Origin of the sequence: Nocardia sp. NPDC056000, assembly GCF_042269265.1 — a bacterium.
Lineage (GTDB): Bacteria > Actinomycetota > Actinomycetes > Mycobacteriales > Mycobacteriaceae > Nocardia.
Genome location: NZ_JBHJXS010000011.1, coordinates 264,277 through 288,538 on the forward strand (window position 1 = coordinate 264,277; position 24,262 = coordinate 288,538).

Sequence of the window (24,262 nt, forward strand, 5' to 3'; positions counted from 1 at the left end):
CGAACTGTTGCGCCGAGCCACTTCATGTTTGCGCGTGGGGATCTGGCGGTCAAGCCTGTTCGTCGAGCGTCATTGACGCCCGTGGAAGCCCGCGACCGGCCGCTATCTCCCACGGTCGAGGGTGAAATTCATTGCGATGCCGGAAGGCTCGAAGATCGCAACTAATCGCAACAACCTTCCGGATTCGGTGCGCGGCTCTCTAGCGTGTTTCCTGCGTGTTTGCTCTGATGACAGGGGAAGTGTTATGCGGTTTCGGCCGACGGCGCTGGGGTATTTGCGGACCGATGTGTCCGGGGCTGCGCAACTGTGGGATGAGAGCCTGATTCGGCGGACCGCGGAGCGGCTCGGATACGACTTCGCCGGGATGGTGCTCTTCGATCCGCGGAGCGGGCGGCCGCCGCTGGCTCGGTTGCGGTCACTGGTGACCCGGCTCGACGCCGAAGCCGTAATCGCCCCCGCGCCAGCTCATTTCGAGGCTGGGCGAGTGCCGGAATCGCTGGTGGCGCGGGTCGATGTGATTATCGTGAGCCCGGAGCAGACGTTCGCGCGGTGGATCATTCCGCCCGACGCGCCGGTGGATATGGGAGCGCGCTGATCGGGACTGTCAGCGTGCGGGGTGCAGGAGTGTGCCGTACAGGGCGTCGTGGACGGTGCGGCCCGCCACCACGGCCCAGGCGGTGACCAGCAGCGCGAACAGCGCCACCGCGACCACGCCGAACAGGACGGCGCCGGTGTGGGCGTACAGGACGGTGCTGCCGGTGACGCAGGTGCCCAGGGGGAAGGTGAAACCCCACCAGGTCATGTTGAAGGACATGGACTTTCGGGCGTGCCAGGTGACGGCGATGGCCAGGCCCAGCCACAGCATGGCGAAGCCCCAGGTGGGAACGCCGAACAGCAGTGCGAAGACATCCAGTCCGGCGGCCTCGCGGGCGGGCAGGGCGGTGGGGGCGACGGTGGCGAGTTGGCCTGCGGCGGTGACGGATTGGCCGAGCGGGCCGAGCACGATCCAGACGGTGGCGACCATGCTCGCGGCGGGCAGGCCGTGATGCAGCAGACGCGACCAGATCATGGTGATGGTGACGAAGGCGGCGATCAGGCTCAGCCCGAACATGGCCAGGCAGGCGAACAGCAGAGTCATCCGGGGCTGCCCGGCGGGAGTGTGCGGGATGAGCAGTGCGCCGGTGGCGGCCGAAACCATGGGGGGCACCACGGGCATGAGCCAGCCGCCGAACGCGGCGTCGCCGTCGAAGCTGTGCCGGGTGATCATGCGGAACGGGATGGCGCAGGCCGAGATCAGGCCCAGTGCGGTGCCCGCGCTCCACAGCACCCAGTCGATGGCAACGGCGGCGGACATGCCGATCAGATCGCCACCGAGTAGCAGGGTGCCCAGGCCGATGGTCATCAGCGCCATGGGAGGTGCGCCGTAGAACTGCATCATGACCGGATTCGCACCGTGCGAGCGGGCGATCTCGGGGTGGCGTCGCCAATGCGCGATCCAGGCGGCCGACAGCACCACCAGCAGTCCGGCGGCCAGCGCCCAGATCATGGTGGCGGCCCCGCGCAGGCCCGGGAATTGCAAGGGGAGGGTGGCGGCGGCATTGGCGATGATGCCGGTGCCCATCACCACGGCGAACCAGTTGGGGGCCAGGGCGCGCAGCGCGTCGCCCGGCTGGTGTTCGACCGCATTCGCGCGCTCGGCGGTGGTGCGCGCCGGAGCGGACGCCTCCGCAGCAGCTGACTTGGCGTCGGTACCGGTGCGGAAGGTCAATGTGGTCATGCATTCAGCATCGGCGAGCATCAAACTCCCCGGTACCGCCCGCAATCCGATGGATGCATAGAACGGTTCTATGACCGATATCGGACGGGCCTATGCCCGCACACCGATCAGCTGACGACGGAGAACCGGCGGGCCGGCGGATTGGCGCGCAATTGCCGGACCAGGCCCAGGTCGGTCGGCTGCGCGTGGTGGTTGTCGAAGCGTTCGAACGCCGCCGCGAGCTCGGGTGACCAGCGCGCGAACTCCGCCCGCACCGGACCCTCTGCCTCGAGTTGGGCGAGCACGCCCATGGCCGTGAGCAGGGCGCGGGCGAACGGTGTCACATACGCCGGAATCGTCATCTGCCGATGCGCGTTGCTCAGCCGCGGATCCATCACATGCCGCACCCGATGCCGCAGCCATTCGGTGGTGAACCGGAAACTGCTCTCCGCCAGCGGTTCACTGACCACCGCGATGCCCTCGGCGATTGCCGCCACATCGTAGGCCCGATTCGGCTCGACGAATCCGTGCCGCCGCAGCGCCACATCGAGATCGGCGATGGTCCCGTTCAACGCCGAATCGACCAGTTCACCGACCAATTCGGTGAACCCGTCCTGCGGCCAGGACACACACGCCCCGAAATCGACCACGCCGAGCCGCCCGTCCGGCAGCACCCGGAAATTCCCGGGATGCGGATCGCAGTACAGCAGTCCTGTGCGCACCCAGGACGAGAGCAGGAAGCGCAGAATCAGCATGCCGACCCGGCTGCGCTCCTGCGGCGCACCGGATTCGATGATCCTGGTGACCGGCGTCCCGTGCAGCCATTCGCTGACCACCACATTGCCGCGCTGCGTAATCACCTTGGGCACAACGATATCCGGGTCATCGGCGAAGACTTCGGCGAAGATCCGCTGATGTTCGGCCTCGGCGGCGTAATCGAGTTCGCCCGCCACACTGGTGCAGATGGCCTCGGTCACCGCGGGCACATCGGCCCCCGGTGCGAAGACGGTGGCCAGAATGGACAGTCGCCGCAGCTGTTCCAGATCCCCGAGCACCGCCTGATGCGCGCCCGGGTACATGACCTTCACCGCGACCTGGCGTCCGTCCCGCCACACCGCGCGATGCACCTGCCCGATCGAGGCACCGGCGGCGCGCCGGTCATCGAATTCCAGGAAGTTCCACCGCCAGCTCTCGCCCAGCTCGTCCGCCATGGCGGCGTGCACGGTCGCGGGCAGCATGGCGGGCGCGGAATCCTGTAGCTGCGCCAGCGCGGTCCGGTACGGTTCCGCCAATTCCGGTGGTAGTGCCAGCTCATAGAGCGCGAGCAGCTGCCCGAGTTTGGTCGCGCAACCCTTCAACTCGCCCAGCACCTCGAAAATGTGCTGCGCCGTGCGCATCTGGATGTCCTGATTGACCTCGGCCGCGGATTTGCCCCGGGCGCGTTTGGCGACCCCGGCCGCCTGGCGACCGGCGTACGCGATGGGCAGCGACGCGATTTTGGCATTGCGAACCGCGGTCCGAACCGGCGGCGTGCCGCCGGTACCCCTTGAACGACTGCTGGTTCGCCGCTCCGTCATATGCTCACCTCATTGTGTGCGCGGCGCGCGACTGTCGAGGTGCGCGCACGTGCAGTTTGGCACATAGCAGCATAAACTGTCTGGGACGTATCCGATAGTTGTCGAAAGGTGACAGGATGGGTGCCCAGACGGTCGTCGCCGATGTCGCCGACGAACTCGCTCGCCGGGTCGCCACGGGGGTGTACGCACCGGGTGATCTGATGCCTTCGGTCCGCCAGGTCGCCGATGAGTTCGAGATGAACCGGGCCACCGCGCAATTGGTGTTGGGCAGGCTGGAGTCCTACGGTTTCGTCGATGCGCACCGGGGCCGCGGTTTCACCGTGCGGGATGTGCGGCACACCGGTGGCCTGGACGTCTACCGCCGCTTGTTCCGGCTCTCCATGCACGAACCGGAGCTGGCGGCCGATATCTTCCGCAATATCGTCGCCACCGAACGGGTCATCGTGCTCGAGGCGCTGCTCGACTACACCGAGGCGGAGAGCGAGCTCGATCCGAGCCTGCTGCGTGCGGCGATCGACGAGCTCGAAATCGAGGCGCGCGCCGACGATCCCGATGCGGTTCGCATGCTGGAGATCGAGATCGGCCTGGTCCGTGACCTGCTCACCGAACTCGGCCACAGTATGCAACGCGCCGTGCTGAATTCGGTCGGCGAGATGCTGTTCGAGGTGCCCGAGGCGGTGCAGGCGTACTTCGCGGCCTCGGCGGATCTGCACGTGCTGGTCTGGCGCGCGTTGCTGGCGGTGTGGGAGTCCGGCAGTGGTCCGTCCGAGGCGCAGCTGGCGCTGTTCGAGGATCTGTTCGCCATGTTCCACGAGAAGGTGGTCGCGCATTTCGAGGAACAGGTCGGCCTCGATGCCGAGAGCGCCGAAAGCGCTGCGCGGCACGCCGTTTGACCAACCGTCTGAGACACTCTAATCTTCGATTCGTGCCCCCGGGCACATTGCTATCTCACTCGCGCAAGCGTGTACCGGCGATACGAATCGAGGCACCCGATGGCGGGCAAGAGAAGAACCGGTCTGGCACGATCGGCCAAGATCGCGGCACTGCCGATGGGCATCGTGGCCCGGCGCATGACCGCCACCGGTAAGGCGATCATGACCGGCGCCGACCGCGGGGCCATCGACGAGGCCCTGATCGAGAAGGCCGCCGACGAGGTCTTCCGGGTCCTCGGCGAACTCAAGGGCGGCGCGATGAAACTGGGCCAGGCGCTCAGCGTCGCCGAGGCCGCGGTACCGCCGCGGTTCGCCGACCGGTATCGGGAAGCGCTGGCGCGCCTGCAGAATCAGGCTCCGCCCATGCCGACCGCCCAGGCGCACCGCATGCTGGACGAACAATTGGGCACCCGCTGGCGCGAACGCTTCACCAGTTTCGAGGACGCTCCGGTGGCCGCGGCCAGTATCGGGCAGGTGCATCGCGCGGTCTGGCGGGACGGGCGCACGGTCGCGGTGAAGATCCAGTACCCGGGCGCGGATGTCGCGCTCATGTCCGATCTCAAACTGCTGCAGATGCTTTCGGGCACCTTCGGCGTCTTCATGCCGGGCGTGGATGTGAAGGCGCTGATCGAGGAATTCGTCTCGCGCACCGCCGATGAGCTCGACTATCGCATCGAGGCCGATCATCAGCGGCGTTTCGCCAAGGCGTATGCCGATGATCCGAACTTCTTCATACCCCGGGTGATCGCGAGCGCGCCGAAGGTCATGATCACCGAGTGGATGGATGCCGTCCCGCTGTCGAAGATCATCGCCGAGGGCACCCCGGCGCAGCGTGATCGCGCCGGTCAGCTACTGGTCGAATTCGGTTTGAGCTCACCGAAACTCGTCGGTCACCTGCACTGCGATCCGCATCCGGGCAATTATCAGCTGCTCGCGGACGGGCGTCTGGGCATCATCGATTTCGGTGCGACCATCGCACTGCCGGACGGTCTGCCGCCGGTGGTGGGCGAACTGGCCCGCCTGGCCGTCGCCGAGGATTACGACGCCCTGCTGGCCGCATTGCACACCAACGGTTTCGTGCGCCCCGGTCATCATCTGGACGCCGATCCGATCCTGCGCGTGGTGGCTCCGGTGGTCGCCGAATTCCAGGGTGAGCGCCTGCGCATCACCAGGGAACTGCTGCAGGGACATATGTTGCGCGCCATGGACATGCGGAATCTGTCGATGAACAACACCGTGGCCGTCCGCACCCCGCCCGAATTGCCGGATCTGGTGATGCTCGGCCGGGTACTGGCAGGCATCATCGCCGTCTGCGCCCAACTCGACGCCGAGGGGCCGTATCTCGGACTGGTCGAACGCTGGCTGCCGGGCTACGTCATCGAGGGTGAAGCGGCCTGAGCCGGCCTCAGGCTCCGACCAGCGCGCTCACCGTGACCAGCGCGGCGATCACGGTGAGCGCCATGGCTACCACGATCACCAGGTTTCTGCGGGTGGGCGGTTCGGCCGGGGTGGACGGACGTTCTTCCATGCTTCATCTCCTCAGTGGAATGGGCGGCGGTGGCGGATCATCGTATTCCGGTGGTTCCCAATAGGTTTGCAGACCCGGTCGCTGCGGCATGAGTTCGGCCGCCTCGCGGGCGATGCCGACGAATCCGGGATGGTCGATGACGAAGCGCACCGCGCGTTCCACCTCGGGTCCGGTGCCCGCCCGCATGAGCGCCCGGGTGAAGTTGGGGAAGGCGCGGGTGAACAGGTGAATCAGCCGTGATTCCAGGCGTAATGGCAGCATGGCGCGGTTGGCGGCGGCGGCCTCGACGATCTTGCGCCCGGCCTTGTCCGGATGCATGCCGAGCAGGGTCATCCCCTTCACCACGATCTGCCGGGTGATGGCGACCTGTTCGGTGCTGAGGGTGGCCAGGGAGGCGGTGGCCGCCAGATTGGTGGCGATCAGCCCGGGGCAGACCACGGTGACTCCAATACCGAGCGGTGCCATTTCAACTCGGAGCGTATCGCTCAGATGCTTCACCCCCGCGGCGGTGAAGGCGTAGGGCGTGCCCAGTCGCATGGCCGCGAAGGCCGCGACCGAGGAGATGTTCACCAGTTGCCCGCCCGCGCCGCGTTCGGCCATCTGCGCGCCGAAGAGGCAGCATCCGTGTACGACGGCGGTCAGATTCACATCCACGATTCGTTGCAGGTCGGCCGGTCGGATGTCGAAGAATGGTCCGCCGACCACTATTCCGGCATTGTTGACCACCACATCGGGTACGCCGTGCGCGGCGCGCACGTACTCGGCCAGACCTTCCATGGAGACCGGATCGGCCACGTCGAGGGCATAGGGCAGGGCTTGCCCACCGTGGGAATGGATCAGTGCCGCAGTATCTTTCGCGGTGGCGAAATTGATATCGGCGACGATGACGGTGGCCCCGCGGTCGGCCAGGGCCTTGGCGGTGCCGCGGCCGATACCGCTGCCCGCACCGGTCACCACGGCGAGCCGCGGCTGGAAGGATTTCATCTGCTGGTCCCGCTCCTGCGCTGGAAGTTGAAGTGTACACTGTCTGGGACAGTAAATGAATCTGAACGCAGCTCCGCAGCCGCGGAATCAGGGGACCACACATGACAGGGTTCGAGCACCAGATCGTCGTGATCACCGGTGCGGGCAGCGGCATCGGACGCGCGGTGGCGCAACGTTTCGCGCGTAAGAAGGCCATGGTCGTCGTCGCCGATATCGACAAGGCGTGCGCGGTGCGGACCGTGGAGTCCATCGAGGCGTTCGGCGGCGACGCGACTCCGTACGCGGTCGATGTGGCCGATGCGATCGCCATGGAATCCTTCGCCGAGGATGTCCAGACCGAATTCGGCACGCCCCGGGTACTGGTCAACAGTGCCGGATACACCACGGCCGGACCATTTCTGGAGCACACGCTCGAGGAGTGGGAGCGGCTGCTCGGGGTGAACGTCTGGGGACTGGTGCACGGCTGCACCCACTTCGGCAGGCAGATGATGGAATCCGGGCGCGGCGGGCGCATCATCAATGTCACCTCGGTGGCGGCCTTCACCCCGATTCCGCTCAGCGCCCCGTACTGCGCCACCCGTGCCGCGGCCCAAATGCTCACCGAGGGACTGCGATTGGAGTTCGCGGGCACCGGCGTGGGCGTCACGGCGGTCTGCCCGGCCCCGGAGCCGACCGAGGACATCGCGCGCACCATCGTCCGGGTGGCCGCCCGCAATCCGGCGGTGGTGCCGACGCCCTTCGAGGCGCGGGCGCAATATCTGGGCAGCCGGGTCTCGCCCGCCGGTGCGCGCCTGGCCGCGCGAATCGGCAAGCGGGACAGTACGACCGGGCTGCGCTCCCGATTCCTCCGCCGTGCGGTGCTGTCCCGCATCGACGACTATCTGGCGCGCAAGCTGGAGCCCTAGCGACGTGACGCCGGTCCTCGCGGTGTGTGGCCCCGCACGGCGTCACCGGCGCGCACGGCGGCCGTGACGGTGGCGCGGACGCTGCGCATCCGGTAGATCTGCCAGAGTCCGAAGAGCGCGGCGAGACCGGCCGGAATCAGCATCAGGGTCGAGGTGGTGAGCAGCGCGGCCCAGTGCGGCATCCAGTTCGACAGCAGTTCGGTGAGGAACCGGAAGAAGTAGACGATGCCGTAGGCGGCCGCGACGACGGCGAAACCCAATGCGGCCAAGGCGATTACGCCGCGCGCCAACTCGGCGAGCGCGAACTTGCCGGCGCGATACAGTGTGGGCCCGGCCCAGGCGGTGAATTCGGCGAGCAGCAGCCGCAGGATCCGCTCGGGTTCGCTCGGTCGCGTCGCGATCGCTGTGCGGTAACTGGTTTGGTCGCCCGCCATCTGCGGCCCCCTCGAATCAGCATCCTCATCGGCGACCGCCGGCCGCCCGAACTGTCGCATCCTAACACGGTCGGCTAGATTGTCTCAGACGGCGAATTTCCCTCAGGAGGGTGAACGGAATGGCCAAAGTGCTCTCGGCCCGGACGACCACGGCGCGGCTGCCGCTACTACCGCGCCCCTGGACCGCGGACGATATTCCCGACCTGACCGGTAAGACCGCGGTGGTCACCGGCGCGAACAGCGGACTCGGACTGCGCACCGCCGAGGCCCTGGCCGCCAAGGGCGCGCAGGTGATCATGGCCTGCCGCAATGAACTCAAGGCCGCCACCGCGCTGGAATCGGTGGCTGCCGCCGCGACGGGCCCGAAACCCGAAGTGCTGCCGCTGGATCTGGCCGATCTGACCTCGATCCGCCGCGCCGCCGACCATCTCGATGTGCGCGAGGGCGCCATCGACATCCTGGTGAACAATGCCGGGGTCATGGCGTTGCCGCGCAATGTCCGCACCGCCGAGGGTTTCGACGCGCAGTTCGGCACCAATCATCTGGGTCACTACGCGCTCACCGGATTGTTGCTCCCCGCACTGCTGCGCGCGCCCGCACCGCGCGTGGTGACGGTGTCCTCCATCGCGGCCTGGGGCGGGGTCATCAATTGGCCGGACCCCAATTGGCGTGTGGTGTACATGCGCTGGCTCGCGTACAGCCAATCCAAACTCGCCAATCTGCTCTTCACCGCGGAGCTGGACCGGCGCGCCAGCGGCACCGCGCTGACCGCCGTGGCCGCCCACCCGGGTCTGTCCGCCACCAATCTCTACGACTCCGGCGCGGAGAAGGGCGTATCGGCCCGGCTCGCCGCGCTCCAGCAGCAGGCGCTGGTCGCCATGGCGCAGTCCGATCGCATGGGCGCGCTGCCCCAGCTCTACGCCGCCACCATGCCCGGCCTGCCCGGTAACGCCTACCTCGGTCCCGGTCTGGAGACCTTCGGGTATCCGCGCCGCACCCTGCGGAATCCGCTCGCGTACAGCCGAACCCAGGCCCGCGCGCTCTGGCGACTGAGCGAGAAGTTGACCGGCGTCACCTACCCCTGGCCCGCCTGACCACGGTTCACCGTATTGGGCGGCCGCCACGAGATCATTCGACCACCCGGCGCACACCATCCCGCCGTGCGAGAATTCGGCTGCTGTTTACCGGCTTACCCCGAAAATGCGTGAGGAGATGCTTGTGAGCTCGAGGCTGTGGATGGGTGTGCCCGTCGCGGTAATGGCGGTGGCGCCGGTGTTCGCCGTGGTCGGGGCCGCCCCGGCGCAGGCGAGTCCGCATGGACCCGGTGTCGCGTACGACTATTCGTGCACCGGTCAGGACTACGCGGGCGCGCAATTGCCGACGGTGACCGTCACCGCGCGCCAGGGTGTGCGGGCGGCCAAGGGACAGGCGCAGACCTCGTGGCGCGGGGTGGCGAAGTTCTCGACCATCGAGTGCACGCCGCTCTGATGTGCTGAGTACCGGACTTCGGGGAGTCCGGACCGCCGTGCTCAGATGGCGCGGCGGTGATTGAGATAGGCGAAAGACCCCAGGCCGAGCGGGATTTGGAACCAGAAGGTCAGCAGGCGGAAGCCCAGTGCCGCGCCGACCGCGACCCCGCCGGTCAGGCCCGCGATGGCGGTCAGGCCCGCGGCCAGGGTCACCTCCTTGGCGGCCACGCCGCTGGGGGAGGGCAGTAGCGGCGCGAGCGCGACCGTCACCAGCTGCACCACGAAGGTGTCCGCGAAACTGAGATTCGCGCCCACCGCGTGCAGCACCGCCCATAGCGCGACCACCATGAGCAGCGGCTGCGCCAGGGCGCAGAGCCACAGCAGGGCGGCCCGGCGCGGGCGCAAGGCGGTGGCGGCCACCGACTTCCAGGCGAATTCGGCATCGGTGCGCCCGGTGCGGGCGCGATGCAGCAGTCCGCGCCAGCCGCCGCGGCCCGTGAGCCAGCGGCGCAGCGCGATGGTCGCGACAGTGCCCAGCGCACCGGTGACGAGCACCGCGGTGCCGACGATCAGCGTTGTATGCCAGGCGTTTCCGGTCGCGCCGTGCCACCAGGCGGCGGTGCGCGCGCCCAGGTCATGCCAGGGCGGCTGTCCCTTGGTGCGGTCGATCAGGCTGGGCGTGGCCAGGATCGCCACGATCACCAGCGGTATGCGCACCACCAGCGCGGCGAAACCGAACAGGGTCATCGAGGCGACGGCGGCGCTGTGGCTCAGGCCCTCGCGGCGCAGGAAGCGCAGCCGGATGAGCAGTGAGGCCGCCGGGATGAGCCCGATGGCGGGCACCGCGAGTTGCAGTGCGAACAACCGGGCCGAAGAGGGTTGTGCGGGAATCGAACCGCGCAGCATCCACACCGAGGTGGGCCAGAGTCCGAGCGTGGCGACCAGTGCCACCGCCAGCCAGCGCGGATCGGCGGCGAGCAGCGCGCGCATACCCGCGGCGACCGTCTCGTGCTGCCAGAGCGCGGCGGCGACGACCACCACCGCGCAGATAACGGTCGGGAGCGCCTTTCTCGCGGTAGCGGGAATGGCCAGAGCCATCGGCTCTCCTCGTGATGTCGACGATGCCGTAATCGTGCTGTGAATCGCAGATCCGATGCTCGACATTAACGCGCCGGAGAAGGGAGCGACCCGCAATCCGGCACATGAGTGGGCACTGCCGGACCGTGCTGATCGTAGCGGGTCGCTCCCGGGACACCGGTGATCCTCCGGTGGGGTACGCATCGAAGGATCGTGGGTCGCGCTCAGCCTAAACGTGTCTGGGACAATGTGCAATCAATTGTCAGGCGCCGGCGAGGATTTCGGTGACGGCCGCGGATCGGAAGAACGGTTCCACCCGCTGCCGCACCAGTCCGGCCAGTACACCATCGGCTTTGGCCAGATCGATAATGGGCGGTGCGTAGCGGACGAATTCATCGCGGAGCAATTCCGGCGTCAATCCGACCTCCTGCCACAGGCCCGCCACCGTGTAATCGCCGTAGTGGTTCAGCAGGATATCGGTGGCGTCGCCGATCAGTTCGGTCAGATATTCGTGATTCTCGACCGTGGTGACCAGATCGAAGATCGCCCCGATCAGCGCGCGCAGCTCCTCCAATTCGATGAATTCCCGCAGATCGCTGACCGGTTCACCGGCGAACAGGTCGTAGACCTCCATGGCGGCATCGGTCAGCGGGGTCTCCTTGATGACGGTCAGGATCGCGTGATTGGTGCGCTTGACCGCGAACTGTGCCGCCGCCGCGCCCGCTTCGCCCAGGCGCTCACCGAAGGCTTTGTCGCCCGCGCTGAGCACCCGCCCGACAGTCCGATCGCCAAGGGAGAGAGCTGATTTCACCACCGGTATCCGCTCCGCCCGGCTGCGCGCGGCATCGGCCGCGCCCGAGACGATGCGATTGACGAAGGTGGCGGCCACGGTGCCGACCAGCGGGCTCTGCGCGAAACGGTCCAGGCCGCGCTCGAACATGGTGTGCATACCGAGCACGGTGGCGACCAGCCGGACCACGCCGTCGCGATCGACGACATCGCCGAGCCGGAATTCGTCATTCGCCGCCAATTCGTAGATGGCGTCCGCCAGCGCCTCGAACAGATTCCGGTTCAGCGCACTGCTGTTGAGCAGTTCGATGATCGAGAGCGCGGTCTGCTGTACCGAGGCGCGCTCGAGTATCTCGCCGACCTTCATGGTCTCGGCGACCTCGAAGGCATCGCGCAGAATCGAATCCGAATGCGCCACCAGGGTTTCGCCGCTGACCTGATCCAGTATGTAGGCGACCGCCGCGTCGAGCAGTAGCTCCGCCGTGTCCTGTGCCATTGAACAATCCCCATTCCCGCCCGCATGCGGCGGCCTCGTGCGCTGTCGAATTGGATTGTCTCAGACGGTGATTCGCACCGCAAAAGGAAGCGGGGCACGGGCTAGCGTCCGGCGGCCCGATCCCGCCGCGCGCGAATCTGATCCTGTCGAGCGGTCTGGTCATCGAACTGGCGCTGTGTCAGCGCGGTCACCTGATACGTGAACACGACCTGATCGTCCCCGCAGTCCCGGGTCAGGTGCAGTACACCGCCACCGCCGACGGTGAATCCGGGCTCGTTGACGACGATTCGGCGATCCCAGTCCAAGGGCGTGGTGCAGACGTAGACCAGGTCGACCGTGCCCGCCGCCGAATCCTCGTTGTAGCAGCTCACTTCCAGGATTCGACCGTCCTTGTGGCTGGCGGAGCAGTCGATCTCCGCCGCCCTCGGTTGTGCCATGCTCTGCCCGGTCGGCACCGCCAGCAGCAGCCCACCCGTCAGCACGGCCGTCATCGCATGCCTCATACCGTCATCTCCTCGCTCGGGTTCGGGCGGACCGGCAGGGCGGCGACCCCGTGCTCGACCAGGCCGATGCGCTCGTGCAGTCGCTTCGCCCAGGCGGGCGCCCACCAGCAGCGATCGCCGAGCAGCGCCATGATCGCGGGCACCAGCAGCAGGCGAATCACGGTGGCGTCCAGGATGAGCGCCACGATCATGCCGTAGGCGATGTACTTCATCAGCACCAGATCCGAGAGCCCGAACGCGCCGGTGACCACGATCAGCACCAGGGCCGCCGCGGTGATGATGCCGCCGGTGTGCGCGGTGCCGTACCGAATGGATTCGGTGGTGGACGCGCCGCGCTCGCGCGCTTCGGCCATACGCGACATCAGGAAGATCTCGTAGTCGGTGGAGAGCCCGAAGATGATCGCGATGATGACCACCAGCACCGGGAAGCTGAGCGGTTGCGGGGTGAAGTTCAGCAGGGTCGCGCCGTGCCCGTCGTAGAACACGAAGGACAGGAAGCCGAGGGTCGCGGTCAGGCTCAACGCGCTCACCACTATCGCCTTGAGCGGGAGTACGAAGGATCCGAAGGCCAGGAACATCATGACGAACGAGGCCAGCACCAGAATGGCCAGCAGCCAGGGCAGCCGGTCGATCACGCCGTGGATCGAATCCCGTTCCAGCACCGGCAGACCCGTCACGTACATGGTCACCCCGGGCGGCGGTGTGATGCCCCGCAGTCCGGCGATCACGGCGTCGGCGTCACTCGGATCGACCAGGCCCGAGGTATAGACCTTGACGTTCACGCCGTCCTTGGCGACGCCATTGGAGAACGGCTTCTCGAAATCCGCGGTGCGCCCGGGCACCCTGTTCGCCGCCGCGACGATCGCGGTGAGCGTCGCCCGATCCGCGCCCTCGATCACCAGTTTGATCGGCGATACCCGTTCGGTCGGGAAGAGGGCGTCGAAACTCTGCTGCGCGGAACGGATTTCATTGCCCGGCGGGAGATACTTCTCGCTCAGCCCGGCGTATTGGGCGTGCAGGAACGGCAGCATCAGTCCGAGCAGCACCAGCATGATCGGATAGGCCAGCACGGCGGGCCGCCGCATCGCCCAGGTGGCCAATCGCGACCAGAACGAGGCGTCGATCTGCGCGGTGGTCCTGGTACGCGACAAGCGCCGCGGTCCGAAGGCGTCCACGCGCTTGCCGAGCACGCCGAGTAGGGCCGGTAGCACCGTAATCGACAGCAACGCAGCCAGAATGACGGCGGTCAGCGCCCCGAGCGCGACCGAGCGCAGGAATATCATCGGGAAGATGAGCACCCCGGCCACGCACACCACGATGATGGTCGCCGAGAACATGATCGTCCGCCCCGCCGTCGAAACCGCCATGCGCACAGCGGATTCGGCGGATCTACCCTGCGCGATCTCCTCCCGGAACCTGCTCACCATGAACAATCCGTAGTCGATCGCCAACCCGAGCCCGATCAATGAGATGACCGCATCGGCGAATTGGTGCACCGGCATGAACAGCGTGAGCAGCTTCATCACGCCCCAGGCCCCCGCGATGGTGAGCCCGCCGATAATGAGCGGCAGTGCCGCCGCGACCGCGCCGCCGAAGACGAAGAACAGCACGACCGCGACCAATGGCAGTGCGATCAGATGCATGCGCGCGATATCGGCCTGCATGGTCAGGCCGACGGCGTCGGCCACCGCCACCCGTCCGGCGATCCGCACCTGGAGTCCGGGAATCGCGAGTTCGTCCTTGATCCGGTGGTAGAAGTCGACGCTGTCCTGATCGCCGGTGCCCTGTAGCCCGATACTCAGGAAGGCCCGCGTCTTGGATTCGTCGATGAAGCGCGTCTTGCCCAGACTGCCGTTCCAGTAGCCGCTGACATCCTTGATCTGAGTTCGATAGTCGTTCAACAGCTTCCGGGTCAGGTCCCGGCCCGCGGCCTCGAGATCCGGATCGGTGATATGTCTGCCGGGCGGTGCGGTGTAGAGCGCGATGACATCGCCGTCGAAATCGCGGCCGAAGGTGTCATCGGCCAATTCGGTGCCCGCCACCGATTCACTGGAATCGTCGAAGAAGCCCTTGGCGGTCAGCCGATCCTGGTATCCGAACCCGTACAGCCCCGAAATCCCCATCAGCACAACGAATATCGCGATCACGGTGTATCGAGCGTGGTAAGTCCAGCGCCCCAGCCATCCGAACACGAGTGGATCTCCCCTCCGGTGCTCGCGCTCAGGAGGCGCAGGCGGGTGACTTGTAATCGGTCTGGGCCAGGATTCCGCAGATCTCGCTGACCGGAATCTTCCACTCGCCGTTGGCCGGCGACAGATTCAGCGGTGCGGAGCGGCGATTGCCATTGCCGTCCTTGTCCAGCCAGAACTCGGCCTCGAGCACATCGCCGTTGAGTACCACCGAACCGGTCACCACACCGAATTTCGCATTCGGGTTCTCGGACATGGCCTTCTGCAATTCGGGCAGGTCATTGCGGAATTTCTCACCGCCCGCCACGATCGAGAGCCGTTGATCGTCGGTGACCTGGCGGCCTTTGCCGAACAGGTCCTGCAGGCGGGTGTCGAGCTGATCAGCGGTGAGTGGATCCGGGATCTTGCCCTTGGCGGTGGTGGCGGCCGTGCCGGTGGGCGCGACGGTAATGGTGACATCGCTGCTGCGCACGTTTCCGGAACCGCATCCGGCAAGTGTCACGGACAGTGCGAACAGGATCACCGCCGGTGAGTTTGCCTTTGCCATAGTGATTTTCATGTCCCCTCCACTGTGACCGTGCTCGCATCTTGCACTTCGATGCGTCGTTAGTCACAGTATGCTAACAACTGTCTCAGTCGGTAGTGATGATTTTGTGAGGAGGGGCCCGTGGGCAGATTGCGCAGGCCGCGCGAATCGGCAGTCGCATATGCCTCGGGCTTGATGGTGGCGGCGGTGCTCATCGCCGCCGGAAGCGGTGCGGCACTGTGGTTCCGGAGCCATCTGGGCGCACCGCCGCCGATTGTCGTGGTGGCCGGAACCACGCCGGTGACCACCACCTCGATCGTGCCCGGCACGCGCGCGGTGACCACCACGCCCAAGCCTGTCGCACCGCCCGAGGCGATTCCTCCGCAGCTCCCCGATGCCGCTGCCTATACCGCGGCGCCGTCGAGCGCACTGCCGAACTTCGTCAATCGCAGTGCCGATCACTACGGCTGGTACAGCGGTGACGGCGTCTCCGCGCGCTGCGACGAGTGGACCCGGGCCACCGCGGTGGGCAGTACGGCGGACACGCTGTTCGTGGTGTGCGGATCTCTGTTCAAGGCATTCGAATTGGCGACCGGTACGCCGATTCGCCTCGGGGTCGTCGCGCGCTCGGGTGGCTGGTCCGGCTCCGGTCCCGGCATATCCATCGATCTGACCCAGAGTGTGCTCACCATTGTGCGCGACGGCGGAAATCCCGCTGTTCAGCCGATGGTCGAGTGGTGGATGCCGTAGCGCGCCACCGAATTTCGCAAATCGCGGACAGCGTGGTCCGTTCTGACTATATTGTCTCAGACGGTGGCGGGGAGGTTTCACCTATGCGGACTGTGCAAAGTGCGGAGCAGGCGGACGAAGAGGAATCGGTGCCGGAACCCTCATTCCGGGAATCGGTTCCACCCGTACTGCGACCCATAGTGAATTTGGTGCTGTGGGCGTGGAATACGCTGCTCGGCTCGATCGGCACCTTCGGCAGACTGGTGCTGCTGGCCGTGGATTCGTGTTACGGCCTGGTGCGCGACGTGCTCAAACTCAATCATCCCTGGCGCGAAACCCTTACCCAGGCGTGGTTCATGATGAGCGTGGCCGGCTGGCCCGCCATTCTCATCTCGGTACCGCTCGGCGCGATCATCCAGATTCAAGCCGGATCGCTCGCCGCGCAGGTCGGGGCCACCTCGCAAGCCGGAGCCGCGGGTGGCCTCGGCGTGATTCGGCAAGCGGCGCCGATGATTTCGGGAATTCTCATGGGCGGTGCGGTGGGGGCCGCGGTCGCCGCCGATCTGGGTGCGCGCAAGATTCGCGAGGAGATCGACGCGATTCGCACCCTGGGTATCAATCCCAATCACCGCCTGGTCGCGCCGCGGCTCGCGGCGATGTTCATCGTCGGCCCGCTGATGTGCATTCTCGTGGTGTTCGTCGGCATGTCGACCATCTACATGATGACCTTGATACAGGGCGGTGTGCCCGGGGCCTTCTTCAATTCCTTCGCGGCCTTCGCCAGCACCACCGATCTCATCATCGCGATTATCAAAACAGTCATTTTCGGAATTCTCGTGGTGCTGGTGGCGAGCCAGCGCGGATTCGAGGCCTCCGGCGGTCCCAAGGGTGTGGCCGATTGCGTCAATGCCACCGTCGTGCTCGGCGTCATGACCACATTCGCGGCGAATGTGCTCATCACCCAGCTGCTGACGATCTGGTTTCCGGAGAATTTGGGGATCTGAATGGTGCTTCCGTCGAAATACCGTGCACTGGGCGAACGTTCGTTCCGCCGCGCGGGCGATACCCTCACCCCGATCGTGGGCCTGGGACATCAATTCGCGTTCGCCTTTCACGTGCTCAAGGCCGTTCCGCGCACCCTGCATCGGTATCGCCGTCAGATCGGCGTGGTCTTCATGGATATCGGCTGGGGCAATGGGCGGGTCATCGTGGGCGGCGGCACCGTCGGGGTGGTGCTCTTCATGGGCATGATGTCCGGCGCGGTCATCGGCATCGAGGCGTTCCGGCTGCTGGATATGCTGGCCATGGGACCGCTCACCGGTTTCATCTCCTCGTTCGCCAACACCCGTGAACTCGCACCGCTCATCGCCGCCATTGCCTTTGCGGCACAGGCGGGTTGCCGCATCACCGCCGAAATCGGTTCCATGCGAATCTCGGAGGAGATCGACGCGCTGGAAGCCACCGCGGTGGAACCGATTCCCTTCGTGGTCACCACCCGGGTCATCGCCGGGGTGCTGATCGTCGTCCCGGTGTATCTGGCGTCGCTGGCGGCGAGCTACTTCGCGACGGCCTTCTTCATCAAGGTGGTGCACGGTCAGGCGGGCGGCACCTACGACCACTACTTCCAGGCGTTCCTGAACCCGAAGGACATCTTCCTATCGCTGTTCAAGGCAATCGTTTTCGTCGTCGTGGTCATCCTGGTGCACTCCTACTACGGCTTCTACGCCTCGGGCGGACCGGAGGGCGTCGGGGTCGCCTCCGGGCGGGCCATTCGCGCCAGCCTGGTGCTCATCATCGTGCTGGATCTGATGCTCACCACGGCGCTGTGGGGCATGTTCGTCAGCGATATTCGAATTACGGGATAGTCCATGGGAACAGCTAGGTTTCAGGCCATCAACGGCCGCGGTCCCAAGACCTGGCAGCTACTGCTCACCGGACTGGTGGGCGGTGCGGTGCTGGTCGTGATCTCACTCCTCTTCACCACCTACATCAAGGGCGGATTCACCCCGGCCTTCACCGTCAATATCGAGGCACAGCAGGTCGGCGAGGGCATTGTCGAGGGCTCGGACGTGAAGATGGACGGGCTGCGCATCGGTCAGGTCGCGCAGATCGAAAGTCGCGGTGCGGAAAGCCAATTCGTCAAACTGTCGGTGACGCCGGAGAACGCGAAGTTCCTCGCCGACAATGTGCGAGCCCGGTTCGTCTCCTCCAATTCGCTGGGCATGACCGCGCTCGAGCTGTACTACCTCGGCCCGCGCGGTAAACCGCTGCGCGACGGCGCGACCATCACACTGCCGAAGGATTCGCAGACGGTCACCGTCACCTCGGTGGTCCGGCTCGTGGGCGATGAGATCAGCAAGGTCGATTCCGGTCCGGTCGGGCGGATCGGGAGCGTGCTCGATTTCGACGGCAGCGCCGAGGGCATCGGCAAGATGATCGCCACCGCCATCGATATCGGGCGCATCAAGGTCGGCGATGACATTCTCATCGGCGTCGATCCGCGGCCGGCGCTGCGCGATGCCGCAAGCGGCACAAAGGATTTGACGAACGTGGCGCGCGGTGCGCTGGAGATCTTCCGGGCGCAGTCCGACCGCCTGGCCTTTCTGACCGAACGGCATGAGGATCTCGAGGCGATCTCCAGTTTCATCGGGAAGGTGATCGGCGATCTCATCAGGATCTTCCCGCAGCCGGGTCTCACCCAGGTCATCGACGCCATTGTGAGCGTGCTGAGCCCGATCTCCAATGCCGCGGGCGGACTCACCAGCTTCTATACCCGGCTTCCGCAGTTGCTCGAGCAGGTCGACAGGGCCTTCGTCGCCAATCCGGATGGGACGGTCTCACTTCAGGTGCAACTCTTGCTCGCCGGGCTGCCGTATCTCGGCGGCGACCCCAAGGTGGTGGCGGCCGGTCCGCAGACCGTGCCCGCCGGGCCATCGCTCATTCCGGGTCTGCCGCAGATTCCCGGACTGCCGATTCCGCCGGGTCTGTTCGGCACGCCTGCTCCGGGCGGTGATCGATGAAATCGGTTCGCTCGGCGAGCATTCGGCTCATCATCGTCGGACTGGTCATCGCGGTCATGGGCGCGATGATCTGGACCGCATTGCAGACACCGGTCAAAGCGCAGGTGCACAGTTATGCCGCGCACATCTCCGATGTCTCAGGGCTCAAGAAGGGGTCCGATGTGCGGATGGCGGGGGTGCAGGTCGGCAAGGTCACCGATATCGCGCTCGACGGCACGGTCGCCTACGTGGAATTCACCGTCGCCGACGGACAGCAGGTGTACGACAACACCGAGGTCGCCGTGCTGTTCGCCTCCCTCGTCGGTGACCGGTATCTGGCGGTGCAGCAGAAAGTCGCGCCCGGCAACAGGATTGCGCCGGGCTCGCTGATTCCCATCGCGCGCACGCACGGATCCTTCGATATCTCGGAGCTTTTCGACGCGGTCCGGCCGATCTTCGACACCCTGTCCTCCGGTTCGGTCGACAAATTCCTGGAGAACCTGCTGCTGGTGGTGTCCGGTGACGGGCGCGGGCTGGGACCGGTCATGGACAGCCTGAACCAGGTCATCGCGGTGGCGGCCGATCAGGAACCGGTGGTGACGCTGCTCGCGGACAATCTGTCCGGACTGCTGAATCGCTTTGCGGGCCAATCGCCCAAAATCGATTCGATGATCGACCAGGTGCTCGATGTGGTCGATCAGCTCTACGCCCGGCTGGACACCTTGAAAAGCCTGATAGACCGCGCTATTCCGGGCCTGAACGCGGCGGTGCCGCTGCTCGATCGGTTCGCCGGGATCTACTACGACAACTTTCCGGGTATGGATCGGCTCTACAACACCCTGCTTGGGCCGGACATGGTCAGCTTCATCCGGCAGACGCTGGCCGCGGTACCGCTAGCGGCGCAGACGCTCAACAGCCTGACGCTGGAACCGACATCGGGGGACACCTGGAGTTGCCTGAGCGGGCTGCCGATTCCGGCCACCATCCTCATGGGCATCGATCGAATGGCGGGCTGCAAATGAATCGGCCATCCCTCCCGGCGGCGCTGACGCGACTGTCCGTACCGCGAATCAGGCTGCCGCGCTTGATCGTTCGCAGTGCCGACGCGCAGTCCAAGTTCGAATTCCGGATCGGCGTCGCCGCCATTCTGGTGACGGTCGGCGCGCTCGTCGCCGCCGTCGGAGCCTTCGTGATTCCCTTCGGGGAGACCGTGTATCGCGCGGAGTTCAAGAGTTCCGGTGATGTGCGCAGCGGTGACGATGTCCGCGTCGCGGGCATCTCACTGGGCAAGGTGCGCTCGGTGACCCTGGTCGGCGATCACGCCGAGATCGCCTTCGGCCTGGACAGCAAGGTGCGGGTCGGCCTCGATACCCGGATCGCGGTCAAACTGCTCACCCCGATCGGCGGGCGATACGTCTCGGTGGAACCGGCCGGACCGGGCACTGCGGCGGGCAAGATCATTCCGCGCGAGCACACCCGGACGCCCTACGATCTGACCGCCGCCATGGAGGAGGTCACGCCCTCGCTGGCCGCCCTGGATGTCGGCAAACTGCGCGAGACCATCGCCAAACTCTCCGGCGCCTTCGAACAGCAACCCCAGGCGCTCAACGGCATTCTGAACAACGTCAACAAGCTGTCGGCCATTGTCGTACAGCGGCGCACCGAATTCTCCCGGGCTCTGGACGTGGCCAAGGAATACCTCGAAACGCTGATGAACAAGGTGGATCGCCTCCAGCTCGCCGGTACCCATCTGCTCGACCTGTACCGGGTGGTCGCGGCCAACCGGGACGGGCTGGTGAATCTGGTGGCACAGATCCGGCGTGCCTTCGACCTCGTCACGCCGGTCTTCGGATTCGCGAATGATCAACTGGGACCGGCCCTCGAACCGCTCTACGACTCCATCGACAAGAGCGTCGCGGACCTGGTGCACAACAAGGACGCGCTCGCGGGCATGAACCAGAACCTGGCGCGACTGCTGGAGTGGTTCGCCAAGAACAGCGACAACCCGTACGTCCGCGTCGATCAGTCGGGGGCCACCATCACCGATACGCCGCTGTGCCCGGCCGGAAAGCCGGGGTGCTGACCATGCGAAATCCACTGGGGCTCTTGCACGGTCGCTATGTACCGCGCACCCGCAGGGCACGCATCGGGGCCGGGGTGCTCGTGGTCGCGCTGGTCATGGGTCTGGTGGTGGCGGTTACCGGGAAGCAGTACTACGACAGCACGCGTGCCCCGCTCGCCATCTGCGCGGATTTCCGGGACGCGGTCGGGCTCTACAAGGGCAATAAGGTCACCATGCTCGGTATCCAGGTCGGCACCATCACCGATATCGAACCGCGGGCCGAGGGCGTGCGGGTGCGGATGACGGTGGATCGCAAGCTGCGATTGCCGCAGCAGCTGGGCGCGGTCACCATCGCAAATTCGATCGTCACCGATCGTCGCGTCGAGCTCGGACCGGCCTACAGCGGCGGCGGCACTTTCGACTATCGCGGCTGTATTCCCGTCGAGCGCACCAAGACTCCGGTCGGATTCACCGAGGCGATGCGGGCGGTGGCGAACCTGTCCGAGGATCTCACCGGGAAACCGCACGACGCTCCGCAACAGGAGAAGGAACCCAATGTGCTGGGTGATTCGCTCGGGAAGATCGCCCAGCAGGTGCAGGACAGCGCCGTGCCCTTGAACGGGGCCATTCGCAATATCTCCGATATCCTCGGCGATTCCGCGGCCGGGGCGAACTACATGATGGGCGCGATTCTCAAGGAGTTCCGCAAGGTCGGTGAGAATCTCGACCAGGGCGTCAGCGATGGCACCTTCGTCCTCGACGCGACCACCGATGTCGTCAATATCGTCAATCGCATCGGGCCCGATCTGGTGCGCATCATCTCCGATATCGCGGTGTGGGTGCCGCCGCTGGCCAACCTGCTGGTCTACAAATGGCTCAAGGTGATCATGCTCGGACTGGATGGTGTCATGCCGGTCATATTCCAAATCCTCGGCCACACACAGAATTTCGTGGATCTGCTGAAGGATGTGCCACCGGCGCTACAGGGCGCGGCGAAGCTGTTCGACCAGAACCTGGGCGCGGGACGGCTGCAATATGTGCCGCCGAGTCTGCGCATCGATTCGGATATGGCGCGCGATATCTGCACCGTGGCCAAACCCTGGTACGCACCGTGTGATCGGGCCTTCGCGCCGGGGGAGACCGTCGATCTGGGGCTGGTGCAGCTGGTGCTGTCCGCGGCCGGTGGGAGGTGAGCGCGATGCGCGGAAAGTATTGGCGTGCGGTCATTCTCGGGGTACTCACGATGCTGGCGGTGACCGGTTGTGCGGTTCGCCCGCTGGATATGCCGCTGCCGGGAACGCGCTACGGTAAGCCGACCTATCAGGTGCGGGTCGAATTCGGCAATGTGCTGTCGCTGCCGCTCAAGACCAAGGTGGAATTGAACGGCGCGCAGGTCGGCATCGTCGAATCCGTCACCGTGCGACCGCGTCCCGACGCCCAGGTGCCGGAACTGCCCGCTGATCAGCAGCCGTACTACCAGCCCACCGCGGTGCTGGCCATCGATCGGAATGTGCTGCTGCCCTTGGAAACCCGGGTGGAGATGGCGCAGCAGACGCTGCTCGGCGATACCTTCGTCAAACTCAGTATCCCGGAACACAATTCGGGACGAATGCTGGGTCAGGGCGGTGTCATCCCGATCACCCAGACCAAACAGACCACCAGCGTCGAGCAGTACATGACCGCGGTGGTCGGCTGGGTCACCGGCGGCAATATCCCATTCGTGCAGAGCTTCGTATCCAGTGTGAATCAGGCTTTCCCGGCCGATTCCGGGGACTTCCGGGAGTTCATGTCGAAGTTCTCGGTGACCATCGAACGCGCCGGTTCGAGTACCGCGCAGCTCAGCGCGATCCTCAATAACGCCACCACGGCGCTGGACACCTTCCGGCAGGCGGAAGACGTGTGGCGCTTCGTCTTCGACCAAGCGCCGGTACTGCTTGCCGTGGTGCAGAAGGTGGTGCCCGACATCATGAGCTTCATCGAATCGCTGCGCGATCTGGCGGCGTACGCGGGCGATATCCTCGTCGACAAATCCAATCCCGCCGTCGACAATCGGGTGCGGCGCATCGATCGCTTCCTCGATGTGTGGACGCCGCTGGCGCAGGCGGTGATCGCCACGCCCAATGAGGTGCCGCGCACGCTCGCCGCCGTGGACGCGCTGCTGAACAATAAGATCGTCCCGTTTCTGTCGGCGCGCGGACTGCCGTCGCTGGTGATCACCGATATCGCGCCGCGCACCGCGCCGGAACTGCTCACCGGGGATCCCGAAGCCGACGCGCGCATTATCGCGGCCAATGAACAGGGCTTCCGCGACCGGGTGAACCCGGTCCTGAAATTGGTGGGGTTGGTGCGATGACGCGCAAAGTGCTGGTGTCGGCGCTGGCCATGGTGCTGCTGGCGGTCAGTGCCACGCTGTATCTCACCTACGGGGTCTTCGGATTCCGCCCGGGTGCGCGGACCTATTCGCTCTCGGTGCTGCTGCCGAGTTCCGGTGGGCTCATGCAGACCTCGCCGGTGACCCTGAACGGACTCCAGGTCGGCAAGGTCGTCACCCTCGCCAAGGCCGAAGGCGGTGTGCTGGCGCGGCTTTCGGTGAAAGCCGACTATTCCATCGCCATGGACTCCGTGGTGACGGTGGCGAACCTGTCCGCCGTCGGTGAGCAGTACATCAACTTCGCGCCCAAATCCGAACGGGGACCGTACTTTCCGGATGGCGGCGTGGTGCCCGCGGCGCAGGTGGTGCAACCGCTCACCATCGCGCGGGCGCTGGGCGGCGTGCAATCGGTGATGGCGCAGATCGATCCGGCCACCATCAACACCATCCTCCAGGGCGCCGATGTGGCCATTCGCGATGTCGGGCCCAGTATCGAGAAGCTGGTCGACTCGGGCAGCATGTTCGCCACCACGCTGCGGCAGAATCGCGAACTCATCCAGCGGCTGGTCGGATTCCTGGCCGGGGCGGCCGACGAATCCTCCGGGGAGAAGCTGGAATTGCTGCGGTCGAGCGCGGACCGGCTGGCCCACACGCTGCTGCCGGAGCTGCCGGTACTGCTCGATCAGCTGATCAGCATCACCGAGGAAAGCGGTGGGCGGCAGGTGATTCAGTTCATTCCACTCGGACAGCGGCTGATGGCGTATCTGACCACGCTCATCGGCAAGGGCGGACCGGCGCTCGAGGTATTGCGGCCCTATCTGTTCGACCCGGTGCAGGACTCGTACGTGGATCTGGGCAAGACCATGGACGGGCTACTCGCCGCCTTCCCGGACGGCAAGGGCTTCCGGGTGCTCGTCGATATACCGCACTAGGGGG

General features: G+C 65.9%; 25 protein-coding genes. 15 read left to right on the forward strand and 10 right to left on the reverse strand.

From position 1 onward, the window contains the following. Positions 1-244 precede the first annotated feature (244 nt). Positions 245-595: a hypothetical protein gene (locus ACFC4D_RS30895; protein ID WP_375954266.1), complete on the forward strand. Its 351-nt coding sequence runs from the start codon at positions 245-247 to the stop codon at positions 593-595. A gap of 9 nt (positions 596-604) precedes the next feature. Here the strand turns inward: ACFC4D_RS30895 and ACFC4D_RS30900 are convergent, their stop codons facing one another. Together ACFC4D_RS30900 and ACFC4D_RS30905 are read right to left on the reverse strand one after the other, a co-directional pair. Beyond that, complete coding sequence (locus ACFC4D_RS30900; RefSeq protein WP_376068501.1) at positions 605-1,777, reverse strand: TDT family transporter; 1,173 nt, start codon at positions 1,775-1,777, stop codon at positions 605-607. A 107-nt stretch (positions 1,778-1,884) separates the two neighbouring features. Continuing rightward, the gene (locus tag ACFC4D_RS30905; protein WP_376068503.1) at positions 1,885-3,333 is read right to left on the reverse strand and encodes an ABC1 kinase family protein; all 1,449 of its coding nucleotides are present in this window, start codon (positions 3,331-3,333) and stop codon (positions 1,885-1,887) included. Positions 3,334-3,449: 116 nt separating this feature from the next. Between ACFC4D_RS30905 and ACFC4D_RS30910 the strand changes: the two genes are divergently transcribed. Together ACFC4D_RS30910 and ACFC4D_RS30915 are read left to right on the forward strand one after the other, a co-directional pair. Then, positions 3,450-4,226, forward strand: a complete 777-nt coding sequence (locus ACFC4D_RS30910) for a GntR family transcriptional regulator (RefSeq protein ID WP_376068505.1) — start codon at positions 3,450-3,452, stop codon at positions 4,224-4,226. 99 nt (positions 4,227-4,325) lie between these two features. Beyond that, on the forward strand, positions 4,326-5,663 hold the full coding sequence (locus ACFC4D_RS30915; protein ID WP_376068507.1) for an ABC1 kinase family protein: 1,338 nt from the start codon (positions 4,326-4,328) through the stop codon (positions 5,661-5,663). A 7-nt stretch (positions 5,664-5,670) separates the two neighbouring features. Here ACFC4D_RS30915 and ACFC4D_RS30920 read toward each other — a convergent pair whose 3' ends face one another. Next, positions 5,671-5,793: a hypothetical protein gene (locus tag ACFC4D_RS30920; RefSeq protein ID WP_364631335.1), complete on the reverse strand. Its 123-nt coding sequence runs from the start codon at positions 5,791-5,793 to the stop codon at positions 5,671-5,673. Positions 5,794-5,796: 3 nt separating this feature from the next. Next, positions 5,797-6,777: an SDR family NAD(P)-dependent oxidoreductase gene (locus ACFC4D_RS30925; protein WP_376068509.1), complete on the reverse strand. Its 981-nt coding sequence runs from the start codon at positions 6,775-6,777 to the stop codon at positions 5,797-5,799. A 101-nt stretch (positions 6,778-6,878) separates the two neighbouring features. Here ACFC4D_RS30925 and ACFC4D_RS30930 point away from each other — a divergent pair, with 101 nt between their 5' ends. Then, a complete protein-coding gene (locus ACFC4D_RS30930; RefSeq protein ID WP_376068511.1) occupies positions 6,879-7,682 on the forward strand; it encodes an SDR family NAD(P)-dependent oxidoreductase in 804 nt (267 codons plus the stop codon). Here ACFC4D_RS30930 and ACFC4D_RS30935 read toward each other — a convergent pair. After that, positions 7,679-8,116, reverse strand: a complete 438-nt coding sequence (locus ACFC4D_RS30935; protein ID WP_376068513.1) for a phage holin family protein — start codon at positions 8,114-8,116, stop codon at positions 7,679-7,681. The two genes, ACFC4D_RS30930 and ACFC4D_RS30935, sit on opposite strands and share 4 nt — an antisense overlap. 119 nt (positions 8,117-8,235) lie before the next feature. On the opposite strand from ACFC4D_RS30935, the gene ACFC4D_RS30940 reads away from it, so the two are divergent. Both ACFC4D_RS30940 and ACFC4D_RS30945 read left to right on the forward strand, forming a co-directional pair. Continuing rightward, entirely contained in the window at positions 8,236-9,210 is a 975-nt protein-coding gene (locus ACFC4D_RS30940) for an oxidoreductase (RefSeq protein WP_375954250.1), read from the forward strand. A 124-nt stretch (positions 9,211-9,334) separates the two neighbouring features. Beyond that, complete coding sequence (locus tag ACFC4D_RS30945) at positions 9,335-9,604, forward strand: hypothetical protein (RefSeq protein WP_375954248.1); 270 nt, start codon at positions 9,335-9,337, stop codon at positions 9,602-9,604. A gap of 41 nt (positions 9,605-9,645) precedes the next feature. On the opposite strand, the gene ACFC4D_RS30950 is transcribed toward ACFC4D_RS30945, so the two are convergent. The 5 genes from ACFC4D_RS30950 to ACFC4D_RS30970 all read right to left on the reverse strand — a co-directional run bounded on the left by ACFC4D_RS30950 (position 9,646) and on the right by ACFC4D_RS30970 (position 15,198). Beyond that, a complete protein-coding gene (locus ACFC4D_RS30950) occupies positions 9,646-10,683 on the reverse strand; it encodes a YbhN family protein (protein WP_376068514.1) in 1,038 nt (345 codons plus the stop codon). A gap of 241 nt (positions 10,684-10,924) precedes the next feature. Next, on the reverse strand, positions 10,925-11,947 hold the full coding sequence (locus tag ACFC4D_RS30955) for a hypothetical protein (protein WP_376068515.1): 1,023 nt from the start codon (positions 11,945-11,947) through the stop codon (positions 10,925-10,927). Positions 11,948-12,048: 101 nt separating this feature from the next. Further along, on the reverse strand, positions 12,049-12,450 hold the full coding sequence (locus ACFC4D_RS30960; protein ID WP_376068517.1) for a hypothetical protein: 402 nt from the start codon (positions 12,448-12,450) through the stop codon (positions 12,049-12,051). Then, a complete protein-coding gene (locus tag ACFC4D_RS30965; protein ID WP_376068519.1) occupies positions 12,447-14,642 on the reverse strand; it encodes an MMPL family transporter in 2,196 nt (731 codons plus the stop codon). The genes ACFC4D_RS30960 and ACFC4D_RS30965 overlap by 4 nt, the downstream gene beginning before the upstream one ends. Before the next feature lie 28 nt (positions 14,643-14,670). Continuing rightward, on the reverse strand, positions 14,671-15,198 hold the full coding sequence (locus tag ACFC4D_RS30970) for a hypothetical protein (protein WP_376068520.1): 528 nt from the start codon (positions 15,196-15,198) through the stop codon (positions 14,671-14,673). A gap of 108 nt (positions 15,199-15,306) precedes the next feature. Here ACFC4D_RS30970 and ACFC4D_RS30975 point away from each other — a divergent pair, with 108 nt between their 5' ends. The 9 genes from ACFC4D_RS30975 (at position 15,307) to ACFC4D_RS31015 (ending at position 24,258) form a co-directional block, all read left to right on the forward strand. Then, the gene (locus ACFC4D_RS30975) at positions 15,307-15,915 is read left to right on the forward strand and encodes a hypothetical protein (RefSeq protein ID WP_376068521.1); all 609 of its coding nucleotides are present in this window, start codon (positions 15,307-15,309) and stop codon (positions 15,913-15,915) included. A gap of 83 nt (positions 15,916-15,998) precedes the next feature. After that, positions 15,999-16,898 carry an MlaE family ABC transporter permease gene (locus ACFC4D_RS30980; protein ID WP_376068523.1) on the forward strand — a complete coding sequence of 300 codons (900 nt, stop codon included), beginning with the start codon at positions 15,999-16,001 and terminating at the stop codon, positions 16,896-16,898. Beyond that, complete coding sequence (locus ACFC4D_RS30985) at positions 16,899-17,759, forward strand: ABC transporter permease (RefSeq protein WP_375954234.1); 861 nt, start codon at positions 16,899-16,901, stop codon at positions 17,757-17,759. It begins immediately after the preceding gene. Positions 17,760-17,762: 3 nt separating this feature from the next. Next, positions 17,763-18,914, forward strand: a complete 1,152-nt coding sequence (locus ACFC4D_RS30990) for an MlaD family protein (protein WP_376068525.1) — start codon at positions 17,763-17,765, stop codon at positions 18,912-18,914. Then, entirely contained in the window at positions 18,911-19,915 is a 1,005-nt protein-coding gene (locus ACFC4D_RS30995; RefSeq protein WP_375954231.1) for an MlaD family protein, read from the forward strand. Before ACFC4D_RS30990 ends, ACFC4D_RS30995 begins: the two co-directional genes overlap by 4 nt. A gap of 62 nt (positions 19,916-19,977) precedes the next feature. Further along, complete coding sequence (locus ACFC4D_RS31000; RefSeq protein ID WP_375954229.1) at positions 19,978-20,976, forward strand: MCE family protein; 999 nt, start codon at positions 19,978-19,980, stop codon at positions 20,974-20,976. Positions 20,977-20,978: 2 nt separating this feature from the next. After that, positions 20,979-22,148, forward strand: a complete 1,170-nt coding sequence (locus ACFC4D_RS31005) for an MlaD family protein (RefSeq protein ID WP_376068527.1) — start codon at positions 20,979-20,981, stop codon at positions 22,146-22,148. Positions 22,149-22,153: 5 nt separating this feature from the next. After that, positions 22,154-23,308 (forward strand): MlaD family protein, encoded by a 1,155-nt coding sequence (locus ACFC4D_RS31010; RefSeq protein WP_376068529.1) that lies wholly within the window; start codon positions 22,154-22,156, stop codon positions 23,306-23,308. Continuing rightward, positions 23,305-24,258, forward strand: a complete 954-nt coding sequence (locus tag ACFC4D_RS31015; RefSeq protein WP_376068531.1) for an MlaD family protein — start codon at positions 23,305-23,307, stop codon at positions 24,256-24,258. The genes ACFC4D_RS31010 and ACFC4D_RS31015 overlap by 4 nt, the downstream gene beginning before the upstream one ends. Positions 24,259-24,262: the final 4 nt, after the last annotated feature.